A 22,464-nucleotide genomic window follows, 5' to 3' on the forward strand; every position below is an offset into this window, starting at 1 on the left:
AAGCTCGCTAGCTGTTGAAATTCACTGCCGTGGTGTTGGCACCGCAAACCAGCACCGCGACCCGCTCGCCGGGTGAGGGACGATAGCGACCGGAGAGCAAGGCGGCAAATGCGGCTGCGCCACCAGGCTCGGCCACCACGCGCAGGCTCGACCACAATGCCGCCTGCGCCTGCCTGATGGCGTCGTCGGCGACCAGGACGACTCGCTCGACATGGGCCCGCGCAATCGGAAACATCAATTGTCCGACACGTCGCGGGGCGAGACTATCGGCGGCGATGCCGCCGGCGGGCGCATCGATCGGCGCACCCGCCGCGAAGGCGGCGTGAAGCGTCGGCGATTGCTCCGGCTCGACCGCGACGATGCGCGTCCTGCCGGCACTCCAGGCTGCCATACCACCGATCAGGCCGCCGCCGCCGACTGCAACCAGCACCGTGTCGATGCCCGGTGCATCCTGCTCCAGCTCCATGCCGACGCTGCCCTGACCGAGCAAGGTCTCGACCTGGTCGTAAGCATGCACGGCCATGGCGCCAGTTTGCGCGACATGGGTTTCGCTCGCGGCGAGCGCGTCGGCGTAGCGGCTGCCCGCAACCACGAGTTTCGCGCCATAGCCTTTGATCCGCTCGGCCTTGGCCGGCGAGGTGATGTCGGGCACGAAGATCGTGGCGGGAACGCCGAGCCGCTGCGCCGCATAAGCCACCGCCGCGCCGTGATTGCCGCCCGATGCCGCGACGACACCGGTCTCCGGCAGCTGGCGCAACAGCAGATTGGCAAAGGCACCTCGCGCCTTGAACGATCCGGAATGCTGCAGCATCTCGAGCTTGAACGTGACGGGCGAAGCCGGCAGGCCAAAATCGGCGAGATCGCCCTCAACGAGCGGTGTGCGCCGTATGTGCGGACGGATGACGGCCTCGGTCGCCGCGATCCGCTCCCGATTGATGTCCATTGTTGCTGTCATGATGCCGTCCTTGATAGCGCATCCGGCAGACGCTGTCGCGGCGCCGTTGCATCCGGCGCAATGCTCCACTTCCATGATTTCGCTTGCGCTACTGCGGCCTTGCCGTGGAAACTGATCGGCTCTGCCCTCGTCCAAAAGCCAGAGAAGAGCAAAACCATGTTCCTGATCGGCCAATACGACTCCCCCTTCGTCCGCCGCGTCGCGATTGCGCTGCGGCTTTACGGCCTCGCCTTCGAGCACAGACCGTGGTCGACCTTCGGCGACGCCGACAAGATCGCGCCCTATAATCCGCTGCGCCGGGTGCCGACGCTGGTGCTCGACGATGGCGAGGCGTTGATCGAGAGCACGGTCATCCTCGATTATCTCGACGAATTGGTGGGGCCGGAGAAGGCGATGCTGCCGCGCTCCGGCGCCGAGCGCCGGCGTCATTTGCGCATCTGCGCGCTCGCCTCCGGTCTCGGCGACAAGGCCGTGAGCCTGCTCTACGAGCGCGTGTTGCGGAAGGAGCAGCTTGCGCTGTGGGTCGAGCGTTGTCAGGCGCAGATCGCGGACGTGCTGACAGCGCTGGAGGCCGAGCGCGCCAAGGTGACCACGCCATACTGGCTGGGTGACCGCATCGGCCACGCCGACGTTGTGGTCGCCTGCGTCGTGCGCTTCACCCGCGAGGCGCACCCGCTTCTGTTCGAGTCCTCGCGCTATCCGGCGCTGTCGGCGCATGCCGACGCGTGCGAGGCGCTGGCGCCGTTCCAGGAGATCGTGCAGCCACTGTCACCGCCGAAGGGGTGAGCGCCGCTACGCGAACCCGATCTTGATCAGGATCATTAGGAAAAGGCCGCCGACGACCGCGCAGACCGCGGCGCCGATCAGCGGCCCCAGCGCGCCTTTCCGGCTTGCGGGCTCCAGCACGGCCTGCCCCGGCTGGTCCGGATCGTAATAGACCTTAACGCTCTTCCCGGGCCGGTATTTCGCCGCGCCCTCTTCGGCGACCTCGCGCAGCCCGGAGATCATGGTGCCGTTCCAATCGACTTCGGTGCCGATGAAGTCGCGCTTGCCGACCCTGTAGGCGTAGCGCAAGTCGACCTGATAGCGGTGGACGAGCTTTGACGTCGTCGGTCGATTGTCGTGCTCGGTCTTCTCCTCGACGATTTCCTCGATCACGTCGCAATGGGTGATCCTGCCGGCAGCGGTCGGCCAGCGCAGGCTGGCGCTCGCCAGCCGGCGCGTCCGGACATAATCGGCGGCGAGGAACACCCCGCCCACGAGCACGATGATCGGCACCGCGAACGCGAACAGCGGCACGCCCTTGTCGGCGTAGAGCACGTGGCCTGCGAACGAATGCGCGGTCAGCGTGGCGGCGATGATGCCGAACACCATTGTGAACGCCACCAGTGCCGCGACGTTCTGCGCGGCGGCGGGCTCCAGCAGCGCCTCGGTCGGTTGCTTCGGATCGACGTGGACGTCGACATGAGCGCCGACCGGATAACGTCCGGTCAGTTTTGCGGCCAGGACCCTCGTCGTGATGACGGTGCCGCCGACAAAGACCTTGTCGCCTTCCAGCTCCTGGCCGCCGGCCTGATAGCGATAACGGATGATGGGCTTGGCGTCGTTCCGATCGTCCGAGGAATGCGTCGCCGGCTGGTCGACCGGGGAGACCGTGATGATGCCCTCCACCTTGTCCCAACTCCGCGCCGCCACCATCCGGCCTCGCATGCGGATCAGGTTGAACAGCGTCAATCCAAACAGCAGCACGGCGATGCCGGCGGCAATCTGGGTCCACATCAATTGTTGGGCGTTCAGCATCCGATTCCCCTGCGCTTCGGCGGCGACCGCCATTGGTCGCGGCGAACGCGCGTTGCGTTCACGGCATGGTGGGTCGTGGGGGCGCAACGCTCCGCGAGAATGCGAAACGTTTGGATATGTGAGTTGGAGAGGCGATGCCCTTGCCCACACTCCGTCATTGCGAGCGCAGCGAAGCAATCCAGGAGAGCCTCTACCGTTCAACGGGCGAGGTTTGCGATGATGAAACAATACAGGTGTTTTGCCCGACGGAGCAAGTCTTTTTCGGGTAAGAAGAAATTCTGCAGGCTTTTCAACCCCATCGCTACTGTGCATGGGGTTGTTTTCGCATTTTTTCGTTTGGAGGGCGCCTAGCCCGCGCCCGCGCGCTTCTTCTGCCAGACCAAATGCACCGCGCAGGTGCAGCCCGGCGGATGCGAGGCAAGCTCCTTCGACGTTTCGTCATTGGCCGGTGTTGCCGCGAACGCCGCCTTGTCGCTCGCGCCCTCTCGCGCCGGGATGTAGTTCAGGATCGGCGCGAGCCAGCGCTCGGTCTCGGCGACGCTCATGCCCTTGCGCGCAGCATAATCCTCGACCTGATCGCGCTCGATCTTGCCGACGCCGAAATAATAGCTCTCAGGATTGGCGAGATAGAGCCCCGACACGGAAGAGCCCGGCCACATCGCAAAGCTCTCGGTCAGCTTCACGCCGGCGGTGTTCTCGGCGTCGAGCAGCTCGAACAGCGTAGCCTTCTCGGTGTGATCGGGCTGCGCGGGATAGCCGGGAGCGGGACGGATGCCCTGGTACTTTTCGAGGATCAACTCGTCGGTCGAGAGCGTCTCGTCCGGCGCATAGGCCCAGAACTCGCGGCGGACGCGGGTATGCATGCGCTCGGCGAAGGCTTCGGCGAGGCGGTCGGCCAGCGCCTTGCACAGGATCGAGGAGTAGTCGTCATTGGCCATCTTGAAGCGGTCGGCGACCACATCCTCGCCGATGCCGGCGGTGACGACGAAGCCGCCGACATAATCGGGCACGCCGGTGGTGGCGGGCGCGACGAAGTCGGACAGCGCCGCGTTGAAACGGCCCTCGCGCTTCTCGAGCTGCTGGCGCAGCGTGTGCAGCGTCGCAATCGTCCTGGTCCGGCTCTCGTCGGCATAGAGCACGATGTCGTCGCCCTGCGCATTGGCCGGCCAGAAGCCGACGGTGGCCCGCGCGCGGAACCATTTCTCCTTGACGATCAGGTCGAGCATTTTCCGCGCGTCATCGTAGAGCGAGCGCGCGACCTCGCCGACCTTGGCGTCGTCGAGAATGGCGGGGAAGCGCCCGGCGAGCTCCCAGGTCTGGAAGAACGGCGTCCAGTCGATATAGGGCACCAGCTCGGCGAGATCGTAGTCGTCGAAGCTCCGGGTGCCGAGGAAGGTCGGCTTCACCGGCTTGTTCGCGGCAAAGTCGACCGGCACGCGGTTGGCGCGGGCGGTCGCCAGCTTCAGCCGCTTCTTGTCGGCCTGGGCGCGCATATGCGCGTCCGAGATTTTTGCGTATTCGGCGCGGACTTCGGCGGCATAGGCCTCGCGCCTCTCGGGCGACAGCAGAGCAGACGCAACACCAACCGCGCGGCTGGCGTCGTTGACATGCACCACGGGGCCGGCGCGATAGCTCGGGTCGATCTTCACCGCCGTATGCACGCGGCTCGTGGTGGCGCCGCCGATCAAGAGCGGCAGCTTGAGGCCTTCGCGCTGCAATTCTGCGGCGAAGAACGCCATCTCGTCGAGCGAGGGCGTGATCAGGCCGGATAGCCCGACGATGTCGGCCTTCTCCGCCTTCACGGTCTCGACGATCTTGGCTGCCGGCACCATCACGCCGAGGTCGATGACCTCGTAATTGTTGCACTGGAGCACGATGCCGACGATGTTCTTGCCGATGTCGTGGACGTCGCCCTTGACGGTCGCGAGCACGATCTTGCCGGCGGACGAGGAGCCTTCCGTACCGATGCCGTTGGCGAGATTGCGCGCCTTCTCCTCTTCCATGAACGGCATCAGCCAGGCGACAGCCTGCTTCATCACGCGGGCCGACTTCACCACCTGCGGCAGGAACATCTTGCCGTCGCCGAAGAGATCGCCGACCACGTTCATGCCCGCCATCAGCGGACCCTCGATCACGTCGAGCGGGCGCTTCGAAGCCTTGCGGGCCTCCTCGGTATCCTGCTCGATAAACTCGGTGATCCCGTGCACCAATGCGTGCGACAGCCGCTTCGCCACCGGCCATTCGCGCCAGGCGAGATCGGCTTCCTTGGTCTGGGTCTTGTTGCCGCGGAATCTTTCCGCGAGCGCCAGCAGACGCTCGGACGCACCGGGGTCGCGGTTGAGGATGACGTCTTCGCACACCTGGCGCAGTTCGGGATCGATGTCGTCATAGACGATCATCTGCCCGGCATTGACGATGCCCATGTCCATGCCGGCCTTGATGGCGTGATACAGGAACACCGAGTGCATGGCCTCGCGCACCGGCTCGTTGCCGCGGAACGAGAACGACAAATTGGACACACCACCGGAAATGTGCGCGCCCGGCAGGTTCTTGCGGATCCAGCGCGTCGCCTCGATGAAGTCGACGCCGTAATTGTTGTGTTCCTCGATGCCGGTTGCGATCGCGAAAATATTCGGATCGAAGATGATGTCTTCCGGCGGGAAGCCGACGCGGTTCACGAGGATGTCGTAGGCGCGCTTGCAGATCTCGGTCTTGCGGGCGAACGTGTCGGCCTGGCCGGCCTCGTCGAACGCCATCACCACGACGGCCGCGCCGTGGCGGCGGGCGATCTTGGCCTCGTGAATGAACTTGTCCTCGCCTTCCTTCATCGAGATCGAGTTGACGACCGGCTTGCCCTGCACGCATTTCAGGCCGGCCTCGATCACGGAGAATTTCGAGCTGTCGACCATCACGGGCACGCGGGCGATGTCGGGCTCGGCGGCGACGAGGTTGAGGAAGGTCACCATCGCGGCTTCCGAATCCAGAAGACCCTCGTCCATGTTGACGTCGATGATCTGCGCGCCGTTCTCGACCTGGTCGCGCGCCACCTGCAGCGCGGCGGTGTAGTCGCCGGCGGTGACCAGCTTGCGGAAACGGGCGGAGCCGGTGACGTTGGTGCGTTCGCCGACATTCACGAAGGGAATGGCGTCGGTCAGGATGAACGGCTCGAGGCCGGAGAGCCGCAAGCGGGGTTCGATCTCCGGCACGATGCGCGGCTTGTGCGGCGCGACCGCAGCCGCAATCGCAGCGATATGGTCCGGCGTGGTGCCGCAGCAGCCGCCGACGATGTTGACGAGGCCATCGCGCGCGAACTCGCCGACCAGGCGGGCCATGTATTCGGGGGTCTCGTCATACTGGCCGAACTCGTTGGGCAGGCCGGCATTGGGATAGGCACAAACAAGCGTGTCGGCGACGCGGCCGATATCGGCGATATGCGCGCGAAGATCTTCCGCGCCGAGCGCGCAGTTGAAGCCGATGGTGACGGGCTTGGCGTGCTGCACCGAATGCCAGAACGCTTCCGGCAACTGGCCGGACAGCAGGCGGCCGGACTTGTCGGTGATGGTGCCCGACACCATCACGGGCATGTCGATGCCGCGCTCCTCGGTGATCTCGGCGATCGCGTAGAGCGCAGCCTTGGCGTTCAGCGTGTCGAAGATGGTCTCGACCAGCAGCAGATCGACGCCGCCGTCGAGCATGCCGTTGATCTGCTCGCCATAGGATTTGCGGAGATCGTCGAACGTGACGGCGCGGTAGCCGGGATTGGACACGTCGGGTGAGATCGAGGCGGTGCGGTTGGTCGGCCCGATGGCGCCGGCGACGAAGCGCGGCTTGCCGTCCTCGGCCTCGACGCGGCGCGCGGCGTTGCCGGCGAGGCGGGCGCCTTCGCGCGCCATCTCGTAGACGATGTCGGCGAGATCGTAGTCGGCCTGCGCGATCGAGGTCGTGGAGAAGGTGTTGGTGGCGACGATGTCGGCGCCGGCACGCAGATAGGCGGCGTGGATGTCCTCGATCGCCTGCGGCTGGGTCAGGATCAGGAGGTCGTTGTTGCCGCGCAAATCGCGATGGAAGGTCTTGAAGCGCTCGCCGCGGAAGGCGGCTTCGTCGAACTGCAGATTCTGGATCATCGTGCCCATGGCGCCGTCGAGCACGAGAATGCGCTCACGCGCGGCGTTGAGCAGGGCGGTTCGCTTGGGAGAGGTGGATACGGTCATGCTGTATTAAGCCGCCTTCTGCGCGCTCTTTGCGCGGATGCCGAGCAAATGGCTGATCGCGAACACGAGATCGGCGCGGTTCATGGTGTAGAAATGGAAGGTGTCGACGCCGTGCTTGGCGAGCTTCTGCACCTGGCCGGCGGCGACGGTCGCCGCCACCAGCTTGCGGGTCTCGGCGTCGTTGTCGAGCCCCTCGAACTTCGCGGCGATCCAGTCCGGCACGGAGGTGCCGTTGCGGGTGACGAAATTGCGAGCCTGCTTGAAATTATGCATGGGCATGATGCCCGGCACGATCGGGATGTTGATCCCGCGCGCGCGCACGCGATCGAGATAGCGGAAATAGAGGTCGTTATCGAAGAACACCTGCGTGATCGCGCGGGTCGCGCCCGCATCGACCTTGGCCTGCAGCGTGTCGATGTCATCGTCGAAGTCGCGCGCCTCCGGGTGCTTCTCAGGGTACGCCGAGACCGATACCTCGATATCGCCGTGCCGCTTCTTGATGCCGGCGACGAGGTCGGCGGAGCTCTGATAGCCGTCGGGATGGCTGGAATAGGCCGTGCCGATGCCGCCCGCGGGATCGCCGCGCAAGGCCACGATGTGGCGGACGCCGACCTCGTGATAGCGGTCGACGATCTCGTCGATCTCGCCGCGCGAGGCGCCGACGCAGGTCAGATGCGCGGCCGGCAGCAGCGCGGTTTCTTTCAGGATGCGCGAGATGGTCGCGTGGGTGCGCTCACGGGTGGAGCCGCCGGCGCCATAGGTGACCGAGACGAATTTCGGGTCGAGCGGGGCCAGCCGGTTGATGGTGTCCCAGAGATTGCGCTCCATATCTTCCGTCTTGGGCGGAAAGAACTCGAAGGAAATCGCAGGCCGCTTCAGGTACCCGTCTTGCCCGTCGGTGTGGGCAGGCATCGTCGCGTCAGTCATGGGCACCACTCACTCCAAGGGCGCGCCGGGTCGCTGGCGGCCGGCGGTCAGGTCTACATTGGGAGAGGTCAAGATAAGCCAAAGTGGCCGCGCACGACAGCCCATCGCGGATGGGAAGTGGCCCACTTTTGTTACTATCATAGCAAATGAGATGCCGCTTGAAGTCGAAGTGGGATAAATGCATTTAGCTATAATGTTAGCTAAATCAGGTATATAACCAGTATCTATGGCCATCTTACGCAAATTTCTGAGGTGGGCAGTCTGAATGCCATGTTATCAGATCGGTGTTGGTCCCAACGCTGCGGCGCAGTCGCGCGAGCCCGCGGCCTGCACGTCAGACCTGCGCGCCCTGCCCATTGCCGCTGCGCCGCTCTCCACTACGTTAGCGCGCCATGATCCCGCTCTCAGTCCTCGACCTCTCCGTCGTCACCACAGGCACCAAGCCCGCCGCCGCGCTGCGCAACAGCATCGACCTGGCGCGCCATGTCGACGGGCTCGGCTATGTCCGCTACTGGCTCGCCGAGCATCACAACCTCGCCTCTGTCGCGAGCCCGGCGCCCGACGTGATGATCGGCCAGATCGCGGCGGTGACGAAGCACATCCGCGTCGGCTCCGGTGGCGTGATGTTGCCCAATCACGCGCCGCTGGTCGTGGCCGAGCGCTTCAAGATGCTGGAGGCGCTGTTTCCTGGCCGGATCGACCTCGGCCTCGGCCGCGCCCCCGGCACCGACGGTGCCACGGCCTATGCGTTGCGCAGCCGGCTCGACCGTCGCGAAGGCGACGATTTCCTCGAGCGGCTGCACGAATTGATCCTGTGGCAGACCCGGGAATTCCCCTCGGGCCATCCCTACCACAACGTCGTTGCGATGCCCGACGATACGCCGTTGCCGCCGATCTGGCTGCTCGGCTCCAGCGATTATTCGTCGGAGCTCGCCGCGCAAGTCGGCATGGGCTTCGCATTCGCCCATCATTTTGCGTCCCACGATGCGATCGACGCGATGGTGCATTATCGCAATCGTTTTCAGCCCTCGGCCTGGAGTGCGAGCCCGCGCGCGATCCTCGCGGTCGCCGTCATTACGGCCGACACGGATGAGGAAGCCGAAAAGCTTGCGGCGTCTTTCGACCTCAACCGCCTGCGCCGCGACCGCGGACAATATCTTCCGCTACCGAGCGTCGAAGAGGCGCTAGCCTATCCCTATACCGATTCGGAGCGCATCTCGATCCGGCGCAACCGCTCGCGCCTGTTCGTCGGCAGCCCTGCAACCGTGCAGGAGACGCTTCAGCCGCTGATCGATGCGAGCAAGCCGGACGAGTTGATGGTGATCACCGCCGTGTACGATCACGAGGCGCGAAAGAAATCATATTCGCTGCTGGCGGAGGCGTTCGGGCTTAAGGCGGTCGGATAAGGCTCTCGTGCTCCGGCTCGCGCTTCGCGCGTCGGGACACGAGACTATTCCATCGTCGCGCGGAACGGGTGGCCCGGATACACGCCGACGATGCGGAATTCGCGCGAGAAGAATTTCAGCTCCTCGATCGCGAAAGCGAGGCCCTTGTCCTCGGGGTGGCCGTCGACGTCGGCGTAAAACTGGGTGGCGAAGAAATTGCCGTCGACCATGTAGCTTTCGAGCTTGGTCATGTTGACGCCGTTGGTGGCAAAGCCACCGAGCGCCTTGTAGAGCGCGGCCGGCAAATTGCGCACCCGGAACACAAAAGTCGTGACCAGCGGACCGGAGCCCTGTGCGGCCCATTTCGGTTCGCGCGCCAGCACCACGAAGCGCGTGGTGTTGTGGGCCTCGTCCTCGATGTCCTCGGCCAAAATGTCGAGGCCGTAAATCTTCGCGGCCAGGCGCGAGGCGATCGCGGCGACGGTCTTGTCGTTGCGCTCGGAAATATCGCGGGCGCTGCCGGCGGTATCGGCGTGCACGATCGGCTTGATGCCAAGCTTGCGAATGATGCGCCGGCATTGGCCGAGCGCGTGCACGTGGCTCTCGACGCTCTTGATGTCCTCGAGCCTGGTCCCCTTCACCGCCATCAGCTGATGCCGGACCGGCAGAAACCATTCGCCGATGATGAAGAGGCCGGAGGCCGGCAGCAAATGATGGATGTCGGCGACGCGGCCTGCGACCGAATTCTCGATCGGAATCATGCCGAGATCGGCTTCGCCCGACGCGATCGCCGACAAGGCGTCCTCGAAGGTGGCGCAGGGCATCGGCTCGGCATCGGGATAGGCCTCGACGATGGCGATGTGCGAATTGGCGCCAGGCTCGCCCTGGAATGCAATTTTCAGCTTGCTCATGCTCGGCCTTGTAACAGCGGCTCAGGATTTGGAAAGGATGCTGCGGGCGGTTTCCAGGTCCGCCGGCGTGTCGACCCCGCGGGGCACGGTATCGACAATGGTGAAGTCGATGCGCATTCCGGCCTCAAGCGCCCGGAGCTGCTCGAGCTTCTCCTGCAATTCCAGCGGCGAAGGCGGAAGCCGGACGTAGCGCTCCAGCGCGGCGCGGCGATAGGCGTAGAGGCCGATATGGTGGTAACGCGGCCCGTCGCCGGTCGGCGCGGTCGCGCGGGTGAAATAAAGTGCACGCATGCGTCTGCCGCCGAGCGAGGTCCCGATCGCCTTCACGACGCTCGGCGCGAGGTCTTCCTCCTCGGTGTGGATCTGCGAAGCCAGCGTTGCGATGTCCACGACGGGGTCTTGCAGCGGCGGTAGCACCTCGCGGATGTTATCGATCGTGATCGTCGGGAAATCGCCCTGGAGATTGACCACGATCTCGGCTTTGCCGTCCGGATCGAGCTTCTGCATGGCCTCGTGGATGCGGTCGGAGCCGGACGGGTGGTCCGGGCGGGTCATCACGGCCTCGCCGCCATGGGCGGTCACGACGGACGCGATCTCCGCGGTGTCGGTTGCGACCGCGACCCGGCCTATGCCGGCGGCCTCGGCGCGGCGCATCACGTGCACAATCATCGGCTGCCCCGCGATATCGGCGAGCGGCTTGCCGGGCAGGCGGGTGGCAGCCATGCGGGCTGGAATAAGCACCAGGATGCGGGGATCGATCATCGTTCAAGGGCCTGGAAACGGGGCGTTTTCCGCGCCGAGCAATGGGGTGGGGACGGGCGTGAAGCCCGCTCGCTTATACGGGTTGCCAGACCCCGGGCAAACCGATATCTCAATGGCAAAACTCGGGGAAACAATAAAGGAACGTTGATTCTCCGAGGCTCGTCCTGGCGGCCGCATTGGGCCGCTCGATCCTTCTTGCGGTGTGGGGCCTGGCCGGAAATGGACTCTTTCGAACTGAACAAGATTCTTGGTGCCGTGCTCGGCACCTGTCTCCTTCTGCTGGTGACGAGCTTCACCGCCCAGGCGTTGTTCTCGCCCAAGATGCCGGAAAAGCCGGGCTTCGAGATCGCGGTGAAGGAAGACGCCGGTCACGGCAAGGAAGGCGGCGCTGCCCCCGCGGCCGCCGAACCGATCGAAAAGCTGCTCCAGACCGCCTCGGTCGAGAAGGGCGCCGCCGCCGCCAAGAAGTGCGGCGCCTGCCATACCTTCGAGAAGGGCGGCCCGAACCGTGTCGGTCCGAACCTCTATGGCGTCGTCGGCGACCATGTTGGCGAAGGTCGCGGCGGCTTCAACTTCTCGGCTGCTATGAAGGCGAAGGGCGGCACCTGGGACTTCGATGCGCTCAACAAATTCATCGCCAATCCCAAGGCGGCTGTCCCGGGCACCGCGATGGGCTTTGCCGGCATCCCGAAGGATAGCGAGCGCGCCGACGTGATCGCTTACCTGAACAGTCTCTCAGACAGCCCGAAGCCGCTGCCGACCGCGGCGAAGTAAGGCCTGTCGATTTCGATCTTGGTACGCGGCCGGGCTCAAAGCCCGGCCGTTTGCTTATCCGGGCCTCGCGGCGTTGTTATCGGGGCGTTTGGTCGCAGCGATCGGCCAGCCGGACTTCCATGATGAGGAAAAAGCAACATATTCCGTCGAAACCTCGCCTATATTGGGAACTTAAAGGAGTAGCCTCCTTCAAGACAGGAATGTTGATTTGGCCCTTACCCGACGCGATCTCCTGCTCACTGGCACTGCTGCCGCAACGCTCCCCGCCCTTGGTTCCGTAGGGGGCCTTTCCGGCGTCGGCGCGGCACGCGCGCAATCCGCCGGCGAGCCGACTTGGCGGCACGCGCTGTCGCTGTTCGGACAGGTCAAATACCCAGCGGACTTCAAGCGCTTCGACTACGTCAATCCGGAAGCGCCCAAGGGCGGCGTCGCGCGCCAGATCGCCATCGGTACCTTCGACAATTTCAACATCGTCGTCTCCGGTGTGAAGGGGCAAGTCGCAGGCGCCGTGGCATTCATCTACGAATCCCTCACGACTGGCGCGCTCGACGAAGTTTCGACCGAGTACGGCGCGCTGGCCGAGGCCGTCAGCCATCCGGACGATTTCTCCTTCGTGACTTACCGCCTGCGGCCGCAAGCCAAATGGCATGACGGCAAGCCTGTTACGGCGGACGACGTGATCTTTTCGCTCGATTCCTTCAAGAAGCATCACCCGATGTACTCGGCCTATTACAGCCATGTGGTGAAAGCCGAGAAGGTCGGCGACCACGAGGTGAAGTTCGTCTTCGATGCACCGGGCAACCGCGAACTGCCGCAGATCGTGGGTCAGCTGATAGTTTTGCCGAAGCATTGGTGGGAGGGCACGGACGCGCAGGGCCGCAAGCGCGATGTCTCCGCCACCACGCTCGAAGTGCCGCTGGGCTCGGGCCCGTACCGGGTCAAGGAATTCGTTGCCGGACGGTCGATCGCGCTGGAGCGCGTCAAGGATTATTGGGGGCGCGACCTCGCGGCCAATGTGGGCCGCAATAATTTCGACGAGCTGCGCTACGAGTATTTCCGCGATGTCACCGTGGCGATCGAGGCGTTCAAGGCTGATGAGGTCGACTGGCGCAGCGAGAACAGCGCCAAGAATTGGGCGACAGCCTACGACTTCCCGGCCGTAACCGAGAAGCGCGTGGTCCTCGAGAAGTTTCGAAATCGGAGCTCCGGTGTGATGCAGGCTTTCGTGCCGAATCTGCGCCGCGCCAAATTCAGCGATCCCCGCGTGCGTCGTGCGCTCAATTACGCGTTCGACTTCGAGGAGATGAATAAGCAACTCTTCTATGGCGAGTATTTTCGTGTTCGCAGCTATTTCGATGGTCTTGAGGACCTGATGGCGACCGGGTTGCCGCAGGGCAAGGAACTCGAGATCCTCGAGACCGTCCGCGCCGAAGTCCCGCCCGAAGTCTTCACGACGGCCTACAGCAATCCCGTCGGCGGCAGTCCCGAAGCCGTTCGCGACAATCTGCGCGAAGCGCTGCGCCTGTTCAAGGAGGCCGGCTACGAGGTGCGCGACCGCAAGCTGATCGAGACTAAGACAGGAACGCAGCTTGGCTTTGAGCTGTTGACCGCCGAACCTGCGTTCGAAAGGGTGATGCTCTTCTACAAGCCGTCACTGGAGCGGCTCGGAATTGCCGTGAGCATCCGGACGATCGATCCCACTCAGTACGAGAACAGATTGCGGAATTGGGACTTCGATATCGTCACAAAGTCCTGGGGGGAATCGCAGTCTCCCGGCAACGAGCAACGAGAACATTGGGGTTCCAAAGCCGCTGACATGGCCGGGTCTGACAACATTGCGGGAATCAAGAATCCGGCGGTCGACAAGTTGATCGATCGTGTGATTTTCGCGAAGGATCGAGACCAGCTCGTCGCGTCAACCAAGGCTCTTGACCGAGTTCTTCTCTGGAATCACTACGTGATCCCGCAATGGAATTATCCATTTGTGCGCACCGCGCGCTGGGATCGCTTCGGCCGGCCGGCGGAATTGCCCAAATACGGTCAGTCCGGCTTTCCGTTCATCTGGTGGTACGACGCGGACAAGGCGGCGCGGATCGCAAAGAAGTCGTGAAGGGCATTTCTCGCATGGCGCAGCTTTCACGCCGGCATGTGCTGGCCCTGGGTGCCGGTGGCGCGTTCAGCGCGGCCTGGCTCCGGGGCGCGACAGCGTCCGAGATGCCCGCCGAGGCCCACGGCATGTCGGCCTTCGGCGACCTCAAATATCCCGCCGATTTCCATCACTTCGACTACGTCAATGTCGACGCGCCGAAGGGCGGCACTTTCTCGCTGATCCCGTCGGTGCGCGCCTACAACCAGTCCTATCAGACCTTCAACTCGCTCAATGCCTTCATCCTCAAAGGCGATGGCGCGCAGGGCATGGACATGACCTTTGCGCCGTTGATGCTGCGCGCCAATGACGAGCCGGACGGGATGTACGGGCTTGCCGCCAAGTCTGTAAGTATATCGCCTGATAGGCTCGTTTATCGCTTCACCATGCAGCCCGAGGCGAAATTCCACGACGGCACCAGGCTCACCGCTCACGACGCGGCGTTTTCGCTGACGTCGCTGAAGGCCAAGGGGCATCCGCTGATCATCGTGCAGATGCGCGATATGGTCAGCGCGGAAGCCCTAGACGATGCAACGCTTGTTGTGACCTTCGCCAAGGGACGCGCGCGCGACGTGCCACTCTATATCGCGGGACTGCCGATCTTCTCGAAAGCCTACTATGCCTCCCGTCCGTTCGACGAAACGTCTTTGGAGATCCCGCTGGGTTCGGGGCCGTACAAGGTCGGCAAGTTCGAGGTCAACCGCTACATCGAATACGAGCGCGTCAAGGACTGGTGGGCTGCCGATCTGCCCCCCTGTCGCGGCAGCTACAATTTCGACGTGGTGCGGTACGAATTCTACCGCGACCGCGATGTCGCCTTCGAAGGTTTCACCGGTAAGAACTATCTCTACCGCGAGGAGTTCACCTCTCGGATCTGGGCGACCCGCTATGACTTCCCTGCGGTGAAGGACGGTCGCGTCAAGATGGAGGTCGTGCCCGACGACACGCCCTCCGGCGCGCAAGGATGGTTCATCAATACCCGGCGCGACAAGTTCAGGGATCCTCGCGTGCGTGAGGCACTGATCGACGCCTTCGACTTCGAGTGGACCAACAAGACCATCATGTACGGTGCTTATGCCCGCACGGTGTCGCCATTTCAGAACTCGGACCTCATGGCGAGCGACGGGCCTCCGCCGCCGGAAGAGCTGAAGCTGCTGGAGCCGTTTCGCGGCCAGGTTCCCAACGAGGTGTTCGCCGCGCCGTTCACGCCGCCGGTCTCGGACGGATCCGGGCAGGACCGCAGCCTGTTGCGCAAGGCGCAGCAATTGCTCAGCGACGCCGGCCTGCCAATCAAGGACGGCAAGAGGGTGCTGCCAAACGGCGAGATCTTCAGGATCGAATTCCTGTTGGACGAGGCTTCGTTCCAGCCGCACCATGGGCCCTACATAAAGAATCTCGCGACGCTCGGCATCGAAGCGAGCGTGCGCCTCGTCGATGCCGTACAACATAAGGCGCGCCAGGAAGATTTCGACTTCGATATGACGATCCAACGCTTCAGCATGTCGGCGACACCGGGCGATGCCATGCGCGCATTCTTTTCCTCGCAGGTTGCCGCAACCAAGGGCTCGTATAATCTCGCGGGCGTCGCTAGCCCGGCCATCGATGCCATGATCGAGAAGATCATGGCGGCCGACAGCCGCGAGGAATTGACCATCGCCTGCCGCGCCTTCGATCGTCTGTTCCGCGCCGGCCGCTATTGGGTGCCGCAATGGTATAACAAGACGCACCGGCTTGCTTATTGGGACCAATTCGGTCATCCGCAGAAGCCGCCGCGTTATGCCAACGGCGTCGGTGCCCCCGACATCTGGTGGTACGAGGGCGGCAAAGCCGCCAGGCTCGAGCAGGCGAAACAGCCATGAGCGCCTATATCGCCCGCCGCATCCTGCTGATGATCCCGACCTTGCTCGGGATCCTCTTCGTCTCCTTCATCGTCGTGCAGTTCGCGCCGGGCGGGCCGGTCGAGCGCGTGATCGCGCAGCTCTCGGGCGCCGATACCGGCGGGACCTCGCGCATTTCGGGCGGCAGCGACTTTGCGCAGCGCGCTCCGGGGCAGCTAGGGGCCGGCGGCGATGCCATCAATTCGAAGTATCGCGGCGCGCAAGGCCTCGATCCCGATTTCATCAAAAAGCTGGAAGTGCAGTTCGGCTTCGACAAGCCGGCCCCGGAGCGCTTCGCGCTGATGGTCTGGAATTTCGCCCGCTTCGATTTCGGCAAGAGCTATTTTCGCGATGTCAGCGTCCTGCAGCTCGTCAAGGAGAAGTTGCCGGTCTCGATCTCGCTCGGCATCTGGCTGACGCTGCTGACTTACCTGATCTCAATTCCGCTCGGCATTCGCAAGGCGGTCAGGGACGGAACGCGCTTCGACACCTGGACGTCGAGCGTGCTCGTGCTCGGCTATGCCATTCCCGGCTTCCTGTTCGCGATCCTCCTGATCATCCTGTTTGCCGGCGGCTCGTTCTTCAACTGGTTCCCGCTGCGCGGATTGACGTCGGACGGCTGGTCGCAGTTTCCGTGGTACTGGAAGATCATCGACTACTTCTGGCATTTGACGCTGCCGCTGATCGCCATGGGACTCGGGGCGTTCACCACCATGACGTTCCTGACCAAGAACTCGTTTCTGGACGAGATTCGCAAGCAATACGTGATGACCGCGCGGTCGAAAGGCTGCAGCGAGAACCGGGTGCTCTATGGTCACGTCTTCCGTAACGCGATGCTGATCGTCATCGCCGGCTTTCCAAGCACCTTCATTCACGCCTTCTTCTCGGGCTCGCTTCTGATCGAGACCATCTTCTCGCTGGACGGGCTGGGACTACTCAGTTTCGAAAGCGTTCTCAACCGCGACTACCCCGTGGTGTTCGGCACGCTCTTCATCTTTTCGCTCGTCGGCCTCGTGATCAACCTGATCTCTGACCTGACCTATATGTGGATTGATCCGCGAATCGATTTCGAGGCGCGGGAGGTCTGATGACGCTGGCCGCCCCCACCACGCCGATCGAAACCACTGCGAAGTCGCCGCTCGGCAGTGCCGTGCCGATCACGCGCAAACCGTTCGTGCCATCGCCGCTCAACAGGCGCCGGTGGCAGAATTTCAAGGCGAACCGGCGCGGCTATTGGTCGTTCTGGATCTTCCTCATCCTGTTTGTGGTGTCGCTGTTCGCCGAGCTGATCGCCAATGATCGGCCGTTCCTGATCAAATATGATGGCCACCTCTATTGGCCGTCCGTCGTCACCTATTCGGAAACCACTTTCGGCGGCGACTTCGAAACGGCAGCCGACTATCGCGATCCGTATTTGCAGAAGCTGATCAAGGACAAGGGCGGCAGCATCGTCTGGCCGCTGATCCGCTATTCCTACGACACCCACAATCTCGATCTGCCGACGCCGGCGCCGTCGCGGCCGACCTGGATGTTGACGGAAGCGCAGTGCAAGCCTGTGGTCGAGAAGAAAGGTCTCAAGAGCTGCCGCGATCTCGAATACAACTGGCTCGGCACCGACGATCAGGGCCGCGACGTGGTGGCGCGGCTGATCTACGGCTTCCGCATCTCGGTGCTGTTCGGCCTGTGCCTGACCATCGTCTCCTCCGTCGTCGGCATCGCGGCCGGCGCGGTGCAGGGCTATTTCGGTGGCTGGATCGACCTGTTGTTCCAGCGCTTCATCGAGATATGGACCGCGATCCCTTCGCTCTATCTGCTGCTGATCCTGTCGTCCGTGCTGGTGCCCGGTTTCTTCGTGCTGCTCGGCATCCTGCTGTTGTTTTCCTGGGTATCGCTGGTCGGACTCGTGCGCGCGGAATTCCTGCGCGGGCGCAATTTCGAGTACATCCAGGCGGCGCGGGCGCTCGGCGTGTCGAACAAGGTCATCATGTTCAGGCATCTGTTGCCGAACGCGATGGTCGCGACCATGACATTCCTGCCGTTCATCGTGTCGAGTTCGGTGATGACGCTGACGGCGCTCGACTTCCTGGGGTTCGGGCTGCCGCCCGGCTCGCCGTCGCTCGGTGAGCTGCTGTCGCAGGGCAAGTCCAACGTGCAGGCGCCCTGGCTCGGTTTCTCCGGCTTCTTCTCGGTCGCGATCATGCTGTCGCTCTTGATCTTCATCGGCGAAGCCGTGCGCGATGCCTTCGATCCGCGCAAGACGTTCAGGTAAGCCAATGGACGCGATCAACCAGCCTTTGCTCAGCGTGCGCGACCTCTCGGTGGCTTTCCATCAGGGGGGCGCCACCACGCTCGCGGTCGACAAGGTCTCGTTCCAGATCAGGCGCGGCGAGTGCCTGGCGCTGGTCGGCGAGTCCGGCTCCGGCAAGTCGGTCAGCGCGCTGTCGATCCTCAAGCTCTTGCCCTATCCGAACGCCTCGCATCCCTCGGGCAGCATCCACTTCAAGGGCCAGGAACTGATCGACCGGTCGGAGCAGGAGATGCGGGAGATTCGCGGCAGCGACATCTCCATCATCTTCCAGGAGCCGATGACCTCGCTCAATCCACTGCACACGATCGAGGCGCAGATCGGCGAGATCATCCAGCTGCACAATCCGACCAGCAATGCCGAGGCGCGCAGGCGGACGCTGGAATTGCTGACGCAGGTTGGCATTTCCGAGCCTGAAACGCGGCTGAAGAGCTATCCGCACCAGCTCTCCGGCGGCCAGCGCCAGCGCGTGATGATCGCGATGGCGCTCGCCAACGAGCCGGACCTCCTGATCGCGGACGAGCCGACCACGGCGCTCGACGTCACCGTGCAGGCGCAAATCCTGACGCTGCTCGCAGAGATCCGCGGCCGGCTCGGCATGAGCCTGCTCTTCATCACCCACGATCTCGGCATCGTGCGCCGCATCGCCGACCAGGTCTGCGTCATGAAGGGCGGCGAGATCGTCGAGCAGGGGCCGGTCGAGCAGGTGTTCAAGACCCCGAAGCATCCTTACACGCGCGACCTGCTTGCCGCGGAGCCGAAACCGGATCCGGCGCCGCCGCAGCCGAATGCGCCGGTGGTGATGTCGGCCGACGATCTGAAGGTCTGGTTCCCGATCAAGCGCGGGCTGATGCGCAAGACAGTCGGTCACATCAAGGCGGTCGACGGCGTCAGCATCGCCGTGCGCAAGGGCGAGACGCTTGGCGTCGTCGGCGAATCCGGCTCGGGCAAGACCACGCTGGGGCTCGCATTGCTGCGGCTGATCTCCTCGAACGGACGCATCGTGTTCCTGGGAAAAGATATCCAGGGCCTGCGTTTCAAGGAGATGCGGCCGTTCCGGCGCGACATGCAGATCGTGTTCCAGGATCCGTTCGGCTCGCTCAGCCCGCGCATGTCGGTCGCCGACATCGTCGCCGAGGGCCTCACCGTGCATCAACCGCTGCTCTCGCGCGGCGAGCGTGAGGAGCGCGTCGTCAAGGCGCTCGAGGACGTCGGATTGAAGCCGGATACCCGCAACCGTTATCCGCATGAATTCTCCGGCGGCCAGCGCCAGCGCATAAGTATCGCGCGGGCGGTGGTGCTGGAGCCGGATTTCGTCGTGCTGGATGAGCCGACCAGTGCGCTCGACATGCTGATTCAGGCGCAGATGGTCGATCTGCTGCGTGAATTGCAGCGCCGTCGCGATCTCACCTACATGTTCATCTCGCACGATCTGCGCGTCGTCGCCTCGCTCGCGAGCCATCTGATCGTGATGCGTGGCGGCAAGGTGGTCGAGGAAGGCCAGGCCGCCGAGCTCTTCAAGAATCCGAAGACGGACTACACGCGCGCGCTGTTTGCGGCGGCGTTCCGGCTGGAGACGGCGGGGAACGGGTCTGCGGCGACTTAGTCCGTCAGAGCCGCTTGATCGCGGTGACCGCGCTGCCGGCTTGCTTGATCCGTGCAATCGCCGGCTCGATCGGCTCAATCACCGTTGCCATGTGATGCGCATTGGCATGAACCATGGTGCTGCCATCGCGAACGATGGCGACATGACCCTTCCAGAAAATGAGATCGCCGCGTTGTAGCTTGCTCTGCTCATGCGGCTCCAGCGCTCGGCCGAGCCCGGCCTGCTGCATGTCGCTGTCGCGCGGGCAGCCGATGCCCGCCGATGTCAGCGAGACCTGGACGAGGCCGGAGCAATCGACGCCGAGGCTGCTCTTGCCACCCCAGAGATAGGGCGTGCCGACGAAACGCTCGGCGACTGCGACGAAATCCGGCTCGCGATGACCAAGCGGGACGAGATGGGCCTTGGGCAGATAATGTCCGTCGCGCGTCACGGCGAAGCCGCCGTCCTCGCGTGCAACCGCGATCTTCGATCCCATCACCAGCGTGTCTGCCGGCGGCAGCTTGATCGAGGGACCAGGGAAGGCAAAAGTTCGTAGCGCGCTGACCATATGGGTCGCTGCGGCCGAGGGCTTCACGAGCGCTGCATCCGGCAGCCAGCCGACATAGCCGTCACCGGAAAGCTGACCCCACGCCCAGCCTTCGCCGTTGCGGTCGTAGACCGTGACGCGCTCGCCGCGCAACGCTTGCGTCATCAGCATCGCGTTCGACGACGGCTGTTCGCGCACGGGCGCGATCGCCTCGACTAGCTCGAATTCGTCGCCCGTGACGAAGCGATCCGCCTGCACCTTGCCTTCGAGGTATTTTGCGGCGAGGTCGCCGCGCGCGGGTGTCAGCCTTGGGTCGTGGCTTGGATCTCGCCCAGGATCACGCATAGCGCTCGCTCAGCAATGTGTAGATCGCGCGCGCGGCCTGGCACTCGCCGCCCTCGGGGCGTGCGGGCTTCGCCGACGGCGTCCAGCCGTAGATGTCGACATGCAGCCAGCTCTTGGCCTGTTCGACAAAGCGTTGCAGGAACAGCGCGCAGATGATCGAGCCGGCAAAGCCGCCTGATGGTGCGTTGGTGATGGTAGCGGTCTTGGAGTCCAGCCACGCATCGTAAGGCGGCCACAGCGGCATGCGCCACAACGGATCGTTCTCCTTCGCCGCGCATCGTGCGACGTCGGCGGCAAGCACCTCATCATTGGTGTAAAAGGGCGGTAAATCCGGCCCCAGCGCGACGCGTGCCGCTCCCGTCAGCGTGCCGAGATCGATCAGCAGGTCCGGCTTTTCCTCGTCCGCCAGCGCCAGCGCGTCGGCGAGCACCAGCCGTCCCTCCGCGTCCGTATTGCCGATCTCGACCGTGATGCCCTTGCGCGAGGTGAAGATGTCGAGCGGGCGGAAGGCATTGCCCGCCACGGCGTTCTCCACGGCCGGAATCAGCACGCGCAGCCGCACCTTCAGCTTCGCATCCATCACCATGCGCGCCAGCGCCAGCACGTTGGCGGCGCCCCCCATGTCCTTCTTCATGATCAGCATGCCGCTCGACGGCTTCAGGTCGAGCCCGCCGGTGTCGAAGCAGACGCCCTTGCCGACCAGCGTCACCTTGGGATGAGCCGGGTCGCCCCAGCCGATGTCGATCAACCGCGGCGCGCGGCTAGATGCCATGCCGACGGCGTGGATCAGCGGAAAATTCGTCTTCAGCTCATCACCGACGGTGCAGGCAAAGCTTGCACCGAATTCGGCGGCGAGATCCTGCGCGGCTGCGGCCAGCTCCTCCGGCCCCATGTCGTTGGCCGGCATGTTGATGAGGTCGCGCGCCAGCATTGCGGCGTCCGCCATGCGGTTGATCTCGGTCGCATCGACGCCGTCGGGCGGTACGAGGCGGACCTCGGGGCGATCGGCTTTGCGGTACCGGGCGAAACGGTAGCTGCCGAGCGCGAACGCGAGTGCGGCGAGCCGTGCATCGTGCGGTGCATTGGCGAAGCGATAGACGCCCGGCGGCAGCAGGCCGGGCAGGGCGCCCGGTCGGAACAGGTCGCGCGATCTTGCACCTTCGTCCTCGAGCCCGAACAGCACTTGCGCGATCGCGCCATCGGGCGCGGGCAGGGCGAGATAGCCGCCCGGCTTTGCGGTAAAGGCGCTCGCAGTGGCGAACTGGCGTTGCGCCGCCGGTAGCCGCTCGGCGACCTGATCCCAGCTCGACCTGGTGACGAAGGTGATCGGGATGGCGGTAGGCGACGTCTCGAAGACAGAAGGCATTGGCGGGTCCGGATCGTCAGATCGAGCGGGTCATACGAACGGACGAGATTTCGCAGAGTTTTGCCGCCGCTGCAATCAGCTTTGCTGCCACCGTTCAGCGATCCGCTACTCGCAGCAAGGGGGCCATGCTAGGTTCCGGCAACGGCCGTCAGGTGTAGATCTCCGGCGGCCGACGACAAAGCCGGCCGGGAGGAAATGCAATGGAATTTGTGTGGAGCGTGGTCACATTCATCGGCCAGGCGGTCGAGGCGATTTTTGGCTATGTCGAGCATCATCATTGGATATTCGCGTTCCTCGCCGGTGGTTACGTCTTCTATCTCCACGACCGCTCCGTTCACGCGCGGTTCGATGCACTGGACAAGCGCATTGACGAAATCCGCAAGCGGCTCGCCATTGAATATTGATCTGATGAGCGAAACCATCGTCGGGCGGGCCGCGTATCTCATGCCGAGGACCGCCGTTCACGCGAGCGGCCGCAGGGCTTTACTAGCGCTGCGGTTGTGGCATTATTGGCCAATATTTTAGATTGTGTCGTGCGGTTCTGCACGCAACGAGCGCAACAACGGGG

General features: G+C 63.9%; 17 protein-coding genes. 9 read left to right on the forward strand and 8 right to left on the reverse strand.

What is annotated here, in order from left to right; genetic code table 11:
• Window positions 1-7: 7 nt before the first annotated feature.
• Entirely contained in the window at window positions 8-955 is a 948-nt protein-coding gene (locus AC0L20_RS18100; protein ID WP_473290332.1) for a threonine/serine dehydratase, read from the reverse strand.
• A gap of 156 nt (window positions 956-1,111) precedes the next feature.
• Between AC0L20_RS18100 and AC0L20_RS18105 the strand changes: the two genes are divergently transcribed.
• Window positions 1,112-1,741 carry a glutathione S-transferase family protein gene (locus tag AC0L20_RS18105; RefSeq protein WP_473290335.1) on the forward strand — a complete coding sequence of 210 codons (630 nt, stop codon included), beginning with the start codon at window positions 1,112-1,114 and terminating at the stop codon, window positions 1,739-1,741.
• Window positions 1,742-1,747: 6 nt separating this feature from the next.
• Here the strand turns inward: AC0L20_RS18105 and AC0L20_RS18110 are convergent, their stop codons facing one another.
• From AC0L20_RS18110 to metF, 3 genes are all read right to left on the reverse strand, one after another.
• Window positions 1,748-2,755 carry a DUF3592 domain-containing protein gene (locus tag AC0L20_RS18110; protein WP_473290339.1) on the reverse strand — a complete coding sequence of 336 codons (1,008 nt, stop codon included), beginning with the start codon at window positions 2,753-2,755 and terminating at the stop codon, window positions 1,748-1,750.
• Between the two features lie 347 nt (window positions 2,756-3,102).
• Window positions 3,103-6,966 carry a methionine synthase gene (gene metH / locus AC0L20_RS18115; protein ID WP_473290342.1) on the reverse strand — a complete coding sequence of 1,288 codons (3,864 nt, stop codon included), beginning with the start codon at window positions 6,964-6,966 and terminating at the stop codon, window positions 3,103-3,105.
• A gap of 6 nt (window positions 6,967-6,972) precedes the next feature.
• Entirely contained in the window at window positions 6,973-7,893 is a 921-nt protein-coding gene (gene metF, locus AC0L20_RS18120) for a methylenetetrahydrofolate reductase [NAD(P)H] (RefSeq protein ID WP_473290346.1), read from the reverse strand.
• Between the two features lie 392 nt (window positions 7,894-8,285).
• Between metF and AC0L20_RS18125 the strand changes: the two genes are divergently transcribed.
• Window positions 8,286-9,299: an LLM class flavin-dependent oxidoreductase gene (locus AC0L20_RS18125; protein ID WP_473290348.1), complete on the forward strand. Its 1,014-nt coding sequence runs from the start codon at window positions 8,286-8,288 to the stop codon at window positions 9,297-9,299.
• A gap of 44 nt (window positions 9,300-9,343) precedes the next feature.
• On the opposite strand, the gene AC0L20_RS18130 is transcribed toward AC0L20_RS18125, so the two are convergent.
• Both AC0L20_RS18130 and AC0L20_RS18135 read right to left on the reverse strand, forming a co-directional pair.
• Entirely contained in the window at window positions 9,344-10,189 is an 846-nt protein-coding gene (locus tag AC0L20_RS18130) for a prephenate dehydratase (RefSeq protein ID WP_473290350.1), read from the reverse strand.
• A gap of 21 nt (window positions 10,190-10,210) precedes the next feature.
• Window positions 10,211-10,951 (reverse strand): 3-deoxy-manno-octulosonate cytidylyltransferase, encoded by a 741-nt coding sequence (locus tag AC0L20_RS18135; RefSeq protein ID WP_473290352.1) that lies wholly within the window; start codon window positions 10,949-10,951, stop codon window positions 10,211-10,213.
• A 219-nt stretch (window positions 10,952-11,170) separates the two neighbouring features.
• Here AC0L20_RS18135 and AC0L20_RS18140 point away from each other — a divergent pair, with 219 nt between their 5' ends.
• The 6 genes from AC0L20_RS18140 to AC0L20_RS18165 all read left to right on the forward strand — a co-directional run bounded on the left by AC0L20_RS18140 (window position 11,171) and on the right by AC0L20_RS18165 (window position 19,659).
• On the forward strand, window positions 11,171-11,725 hold the full coding sequence (locus AC0L20_RS18140) for a c-type cytochrome (protein ID WP_007599749.1): 555 nt from the start codon (window positions 11,171-11,173) through the stop codon (window positions 11,723-11,725).
• Between the two features lie 208 nt (window positions 11,726-11,933).
• Window positions 11,934-13,835 carry an extracellular solute-binding protein gene (locus AC0L20_RS18145; RefSeq protein ID WP_473290354.1) on the forward strand — a complete coding sequence of 634 codons (1,902 nt, stop codon included), beginning with the start codon at window positions 11,934-11,936 and terminating at the stop codon, window positions 13,833-13,835.
• 14 nt (window positions 13,836-13,849) lie between these two features.
• Complete coding sequence (locus AC0L20_RS18150; protein WP_473290356.1) at window positions 13,850-15,730, forward strand: extracellular solute-binding protein; 1,881 nt, start codon at window positions 13,850-13,852, stop codon at window positions 15,728-15,730.
• Window positions 15,727-16,836 carry a microcin C ABC transporter permease YejB gene (locus tag AC0L20_RS18155; protein WP_473290358.1) on the forward strand — a complete coding sequence of 370 codons (1,110 nt, stop codon included), beginning with the start codon at window positions 15,727-15,729 and terminating at the stop codon, window positions 16,834-16,836. Before AC0L20_RS18150 ends, AC0L20_RS18155 begins: the two co-directional genes overlap by 4 nt.
• Window positions 16,836-18,017: an ABC transporter permease gene (locus AC0L20_RS18160; protein ID WP_473290361.1), complete on the forward strand. Its 1,182-nt coding sequence runs from the start codon at window positions 16,836-16,838 to the stop codon at window positions 18,015-18,017. Before AC0L20_RS18155 ends, AC0L20_RS18160 begins: the two co-directional genes overlap by 1 nt.
• Before the next feature lie 4 nt (window positions 18,018-18,021).
• Complete coding sequence (locus AC0L20_RS18165) at window positions 18,022-19,659, forward strand: ABC transporter ATP-binding protein (protein WP_473290364.1); 1,638 nt, start codon at window positions 18,022-18,024, stop codon at window positions 19,657-19,659.
• Between the two features lie 4 nt (window positions 19,660-19,663).
• Here the strand turns inward: AC0L20_RS18165 and AC0L20_RS18170 are convergent, their stop codons facing one another.
• Window positions 19,664-20,530 carry a C40 family peptidase gene (locus AC0L20_RS18170; protein ID WP_473290366.1) on the reverse strand — a complete coding sequence of 289 codons (867 nt, stop codon included), beginning with the start codon at window positions 20,528-20,530 and terminating at the stop codon, window positions 19,664-19,666.
• Window positions 20,523-21,896, reverse strand: a complete 1,374-nt coding sequence (locus tag AC0L20_RS18175) for a leucyl aminopeptidase family protein (RefSeq protein ID WP_473290368.1) — start codon at window positions 21,894-21,896, stop codon at window positions 20,523-20,525. The genes AC0L20_RS18170 and AC0L20_RS18175 overlap by 8 nt, the downstream gene beginning before the upstream one ends.
• 200 nt (window positions 21,897-22,096) lie before the next feature.
• Here AC0L20_RS18175 and AC0L20_RS18180 point away from each other — a divergent pair, with 200 nt between their 5' ends.
• Entirely contained in the window at window positions 22,097-22,300 is a 204-nt protein-coding gene (locus AC0L20_RS18180) for a hypothetical protein (protein WP_018454690.1), read from the forward strand.
• Window positions 22,301-22,464 lie beyond the last annotated feature (164 nt).

This window comes from Bradyrhizobium sp. Kon58, from assembly GCF_055807455.1.

Excerpts from the sequence above, each read along its gene's own strand:
- metF (WP_473290346.1), bottom strand. The coding sequence starts at position 7,893 with ATGACTGACGCGACGATGCCTGCCCACACCGACGGGCAAGACGGGTAC.
- AC0L20_RS18110 (WP_473290339.1), bottom strand. The coding sequence starts at position 2,755 with ATGCTGAACGCCCAACAATTGATGTGGACCCAGATTGCCGCCGGCATC.
- AC0L20_RS18130 (WP_473290350.1), bottom strand. The coding sequence starts at position 10,189 with ATGAGCAAGCTGAAAATTGCATTCCAGGGCGAGCCTGGCGCCAATTCG.
- AC0L20_RS18165 (WP_473290364.1), top strand. The coding sequence starts at position 18,022 with ATGGACGCGATCAACCAGCCTTTGCTCAGCGTGCGCGACCTCTCGGTG.
- metH (WP_473290342.1), bottom strand. The coding sequence starts at position 6,966 with ATGACCGTATCCACCTCTCCCAAGCGAACCGCCCTGCTCAACGCCGCG.
- AC0L20_RS18155 (WP_473290358.1), top strand. The coding sequence starts at position 15,727 with ATGAGCGCCTATATCGCCCGCCGCATCCTGCTGATGATCCCGACCTTG.
- AC0L20_RS18105 (WP_473290335.1), top strand. The coding sequence starts at position 1,112 with ATGTTCCTGATCGGCCAATACGACTCCCCCTTCGTCCGCCGCGTCGCG.
- AC0L20_RS18170 (WP_473290366.1), bottom strand. The coding sequence starts at position 20,530 with ATGCGTGATCCTGGGCGAGATCCAAGCCACGACCCAAGGCTGACACCC.
- AC0L20_RS18150 (WP_473290356.1), top strand. The coding sequence starts at position 13,850 with ATGGCGCAGCTTTCACGCCGGCATGTGCTGGCCCTGGGTGCCGGTGGC.
- AC0L20_RS18140 (WP_007599749.1), top strand. The coding sequence starts at position 11,171 with ATGGACTCTTTCGAACTGAACAAGATTCTTGGTGCCGTGCTCGGCACC.
- AC0L20_RS18175 (WP_473290368.1), bottom strand. The coding sequence starts at position 21,896 with ATGCCTTCTGTCTTCGAGACGTCGCCTACCGCCATCCCGATCACCTTC.
- AC0L20_RS18160 (WP_473290361.1), top strand. The coding sequence starts at position 16,836 with ATGACGCTGGCCGCCCCCACCACGCCGATCGAAACCACTGCGAAGTCG.
- AC0L20_RS18100 (WP_473290332.1), bottom strand. The coding sequence starts at position 955 with ATGACAGCAACAATGGACATCAATCGGGAGCGGATCGCGGCGACCGAG.
- AC0L20_RS18180 (WP_018454690.1), top strand. The coding sequence starts at position 22,097 with ATGGAATTTGTGTGGAGCGTGGTCACATTCATCGGCCAGGCGGTCGAG.
- AC0L20_RS18125 (WP_473290348.1), top strand. The coding sequence starts at position 8,286 with ATGATCCCGCTCTCAGTCCTCGACCTCTCCGTCGTCACCACAGGCACC.
- AC0L20_RS18135 (WP_473290352.1), bottom strand. The coding sequence starts at position 10,951 with ATGATCGATCCCCGCATCCTGGTGCTTATTCCAGCCCGCATGGCTGCC.